This window comes from Pseudomonas sp. (assembly GCF_041601375.1).
Lineage (GTDB): Bacteria > Pseudomonadota > Gammaproteobacteria > Pseudomonadales > Pseudomonadaceae > Aquipseudomonas.
The window spans coordinates 1-4,476 of record NZ_JBFIIG010000263.1 but is presented as its reverse complement, the minus strand read 5'-3'; the positions used below and the strand labels follow the sequence as shown (position 1 = coordinate 4,476).

Below are 4,476 nucleotides of genomic sequence, written 5' to 3'. Positions count from 1 at the left end.
CAGGCCAGCCAGTGGTTCGCCGCCCGCGGCGAAGTGCGCGAGGCGGTGGAGCATGCGCTCAAGGGGGGGCAGCCGGAAGTCGCGGCCAGTTTTCTCGAACGCTTCGCCGAAGAGCGCCTGCTCCAGGGCCAGGATCTGGCGCTGATTCTGCACTGGCGCAGTTCGCTGCCGGAAAGCCTGCTGACCAGCACGCCGCGCCTGATTCTGCTGAACGCCTGGGCATTGTTGCTGGTCGGACGTCTGGAGGAGGCGCTGGCTTGCGTCGATCAGCTGGCCCGCTTTCAGCCGCGTGCCGATGCCGCGCGCCTGGCCGATCTGTACGCCCAGTGGCAAGCGATTCGCGGGGTCGCCGCCTATGGTGCTGGTCAGGCGTCAGAGGCGCGCGCGCATTTGCTCGAGGCGCTGTCGGCGTTGCCGGAGAGCGCCTGGGCCCAGAGCCTGCTGTGCCGTTCGGTGCTGACCCAGATCGCCATCGGCGAAGGCCAGCTGGAACAGGCGCAGCAACTCAGCCACGAGGTGCTGAAGCAGGCGCGCCTCTGCGGTAGTGCGGTGTTCGAGGCATTGCTGGAGCTCGATCATGCGCTGCTGCTGGAGGTCCGCGGCGAGTTCGCCCGTGCCGAGGCACTGCTGCGGCGGGTCCTCGAACAGGGGGACGCGCAGTCGCTGCGCCAGACCCCGGTGCACAGTCGGATCATGCTGCGCCTGGGGCGTCTGGCGTTGCGGCAGGGTTGCATCGAGCCAGCGGCCAGCCACCTGCAAGCCGGGCTCGAGGATGCGCTGGCGGGTGGCGATCCGGGTGCCTTTCATGGCTATCTGGGCCTGGCCGAGTTGGCCACCTACCGCCGCGATATTCCCGCCGCATTCGCCCACCTGGGCGAAGCCGAGCGCTGGATGCAGCGCCACCGGATCAGTGACACCCTGTATCGCGGCGTGCTGTTGTTGGCCAGCAGCCGCCTGTGGATCTACCAGGGGCATCACCAGCGTGCCCGCGAAGCCTTGACCCGAGTGCTGGGGCACAGATGCGAAACCAGCGTGCCACCGCCGAATTTTCCCGAGCTGTTCCTGCGCCTGCAGCACCTGCTGTTGTGCCTCGACATGGCGCGTGGCGAAGATGTCCGCGAGGCGCTGCAGCAGTTGCTCGAGCAGGCCGTGGGGCAAGGCCGCCAGGCGTTCGCCAGTGAACTCTGGTCAAGCTATGCCGAGGCCTGCAGCGCCTGCGCCGATCTGCCGGCGGCGAACCAGGCCAGGCAGACCGCGCAGAGCCTGCGTCAGTGCCTGAATTACCAGGGCGTGTGGTTCGCCGCCGACGAACTGCCTCTGGCGGCGATCGGCGAGATGCCGGCGGCAGCAGATGCCTGCCTCAGCTGCCGCGAACTGACCGTGCTGCGCCTGATCGCCCAAGGCCTGTCCAACCAGGAAGTCGCCGAACAGCTGTTTATTTCCCTGCATACGGTGAAGACCCATGCGCGGCGGATCAACGGCAAGCTCGGCGTGGCCCGGCGCACCCAGGCAGTGGCGCGGGCCAAGGCGTTGGGGGTGTTGTAAGCGGGAGAAATGTCGCGCCGTCACATCGTAGGGCGCTACTCGCTGCAGGCAGTGCACCATGGTTCACCGGCCTGCGCAAAATCCGGCGGGTTGTCGCTGCGCTCCGAAGCCGCCCTACGATCCGAGAGAATCGCTAGATATCGAGCAAGCCGCGATCCGTAGGGTGTCACTCGCCGCAGGCAGTGCACCGTGGATCATCGGCGTGGCACAAAGCTGGCGGGCTGTCGCTTCGCTCCGAGCGGACGGCGCCCCGGCCGCCCTACGCTCCGAAGGGACCTCTGCGTGGGTGAATCAATGCAGCGCCGCAGTCGTGGCGAGTTGGCGCAGGCGCTCGGTGAGCAGCATGCGTTGTGCCGGGTCGTCGCACAGCAGCAGGGCGTGCTGCACATCGAAGCGTTCGGCCCGGGGGCACTCCAGGCGTTGGTACAGCTCGGCGCGGGTCAGGTGGTCGGCCATCGTGGGCGGGCCCAGGAGCAGCACGCGCTCGGCATCTTTCAAGGCCGCGAGGTAGTCCTCGTCCAGCAGGTGCAGGTGATGCAGGTTGCGCGATAGTCGTTGCAACAGGCTGCGCCCATCGCAGGCATGCATGTGACTGGCACTGAGTTCGGCCTGGGCGCCCTGGTAGCGGACCAGCAGTTCGCGACAGTCGCGGCTGTACAGGCGCCGTCCGCCGCAGGGGTCCAGGAGGTGATCGGCGCCGGTTACCCGCAGCAGGAAGTGCCCGGGGAAGTTCACCCCTTGCAAGGGGATCGCCAGGCGCCGCGCCAGCTCCAGGGCGACCAGCGCCAGCGACAGCGGTTGTCCACGGCGGCGCTGGACAACCTTGTGCAGCAAGGCCACCTGCGGGCGTGGCGGGCTGTCGTCTTCGCGGAAATCCAGTTCGCTCAGGCGCCGCAGCAGCGGTTGCGCCAGTTCCCGGGGGGGCAAGTCGGGCAAGCCGAGGCTGACCTGCTGCTGCAGCGTGGCGAACTCGCGCAGCACCTCGGCCGGTTGCAGCGTCGGATCGTGTTCGGCGGCAATCCATAGCGCCGCCTCGAAGACCTCGGGCGGTTCTCGCTCAAGGCAGGCAAGACAGGTCTGGCGTGGGCTCATGATCACCTCCGCGGAATACTCGGTTGTAACCGCCTTGCCGGGCGGCGTCCAGTGTTGTGCCTGGATTTGCGGCTTATGTGGCCTGGCTTTGCTCATGGCTGTACTTATGCCAGCCTGGTCGGGCGATTTCGAGGGCTGCACCTATACTGGCAATAACCAGAAGTAAGGGAGCCACAGCATGTTCGCCATGATGGAAGCCGCCCGGCTCGAGGCCTTGCACCTCACCCAGGATCCGGTCACGGGCCTCAAGGCGATTGTCGCCATCCACAACACCCGCTTCGGGCCGGCCCTGGGCGGCTGTCGCTACCTGGCCTACCCCGACGAGCAGAGTGCGATCCGCGATGCGATGCGCCTGGCCCAGGGCATGAGTTACAAGGCCGCCCTGGCCGGTGTCGGCCTGGGCGGCGGCAAGGCGGTGATCATCCGTCCGGCGCATGTCGCCAACCGCGGGGCGCTGTTCGAGGCCTTCGGTCGCTTCATCGAGACGCTCAATGGCCGCTACATCACAGCGGTCGACAGCGGCACCTCCACCGCCGACATGGACTGCATCGCCCAGTACACCCAGCACGTCACCAGCACCACCAGCGAGGGCGACCCTTCGCCGCACACGGCCATGGGCGTATTCGCCGGGATTCGGGCAACGGCGTTGGCGCGCCTGGGTGGCGATGACCTGCAAGGCTTGCGCGTGGCCGTTCAGGGGCTTGGCCATGTGGGCTATGCCCTGGCCGAGCAGCTGCACGCGGCCGGTGTCGAGTTGCTGGTCAGCGACCTGGATGGCGGCCGGGTGCGGCTGGCGGTGGAGCAACTGGGTGCCCACCCGGTGGCCAGCGACACCTTGCTTGCCACCCCCTGTGACATCCTCGCGCCCTGTGGCCTCGGTGGTGTGCTGAATGGCGAAACGGTCGGCCAGCTGCGTTGCTCGGCAGTGGCCGGCGCGGCCAACAATCAACTGGCCAGCACCGACATCGCCGACACCCTGCAGGCGCGCGGGATTCTCTATGCGCCGGATTACGTGATCAATGCCGGCGGGCTGATCTATGTCGCCCTCCGGCACCGCGGCGAGAGCCCGGCCGCGATCACCACGCACATGCGCCAGATCAGCCTGCGCCTGACCGAAATCTACGCCCACGCCCAGGCCGACAAGCGCTCGCCCGCGCGGGTAGCCGACGCCCTGGCCGAGCGTTTGCTGTACGGCTGACCCTGCTTGTTCTGGCCGGCCGATGCCACAAGCGTCGACCGTGGTTAGCACACTCACAAGGTGCCGAGGAAACGTCGATGAACCTGCTCAATCCCGACATACCCTATACCCGCTACCTCGATCCGCAGGGCCGTCTGCTCGGCGCCTTGCCGGCATGGGCCGACGACTTCGACCTGCTGGTGCGCCTGTACCGGCAGATGGTCCTGACCCGGCTGTTCGACCAGAAGGCCGTGGCCCTGCAGCGCACCGGACGCATCGGCACCTACGCGCCGACCATCGGCCAGGAAGCCATAGGCGTGGCCATCGGTGCCTTGATGAAGCCGGAGGACGTGCTGGTGCCCTATTACCGCGACACCGCGGTGCAGGTGATGCGCGGGGTGAAGATGGAGGACATTCTCCTCTACTGGGGCGGCGACGAGCGCGGCAGCGCCTACGCCGATCCGGCGGTGGCCCAGGACTTCCCGCTCTGCGTGCCGATCGCCACCCAGGCCCTGCATGCTTGCGGCGTGGCCACGGCGATGAAAATCCGCGGCGAGCACCGGGTCGCCGTCACCACCTGCGGCGATGGCGCGACCAGCAAGGGCGACTTTCTCGAAGCGCTCAACGTCGCCGGTGCCTGGCAATTGCCGGTGGTGTTCGTG

4 protein-coding genes are annotated in these 4,476 nt (G+C 67.6%); 3 read left to right on the top strand and 1 reads right to left on the bottom strand.

Features of this window, described 5'->3' with window-relative positions; all coding sequences use genetic code 11:
* Positions 1-1,545, top strand: a 1,545-nt coding sequence (locus ABZE94_RS20620; RefSeq protein ID WP_372877976.1) for a LuxR C-terminal-related transcriptional regulator, incomplete at its 5' end; no start/stop codon positions are given.
* A gap of 291 nt (positions 1,546-1,836) precedes the next feature.
* Here the strand turns inward: ABZE94_RS20620 and ABZE94_RS20615 are convergent.
* Positions 1,837-2,637 carry a SirB1 family protein gene (locus ABZE94_RS20615; RefSeq protein WP_372877974.1) on the bottom strand — a complete coding sequence of 267 codons (801 nt, stop codon included), beginning with the start codon at positions 2,635-2,637 and terminating at the stop codon, positions 1,837-1,839.
* 178 nt (positions 2,638-2,815) lie between these two features.
* On the opposite strand from ABZE94_RS20615, the gene ABZE94_RS20610 reads away from it, so the two are divergent.
* Complete coding sequence (locus ABZE94_RS20610) at positions 2,816-3,835, top strand: Glu/Leu/Phe/Val dehydrogenase dimerization domain-containing protein (protein ID WP_372877972.1); 1,020 nt, start codon at positions 2,816-2,818, stop codon at positions 3,833-3,835.
* A 77-nt stretch (positions 3,836-3,912) separates the two neighbouring features.
* Positions 3,913-4,476: thiamine pyrophosphate-dependent enzyme (locus tag ABZE94_RS20605; protein ID WP_372877971.1), on the top strand; the 564-nt coding region annotated here is incomplete at its 3' end.

Excerpts from the sequence above, each read along its gene's own strand:
- ABZE94_RS20615 (WP_372877974.1), bottom strand. The coding sequence starts at position 2,637 with ATGAGCCCACGCCAGACCTGTCTTGCCTGCCTTGAGCGAGAACCGCCC.
- ABZE94_RS20610 (WP_372877972.1), top strand. The coding sequence starts at position 2,816 with ATGTTCGCCATGATGGAAGCCGCCCGGCTCGAGGCCTTGCACCTCACC.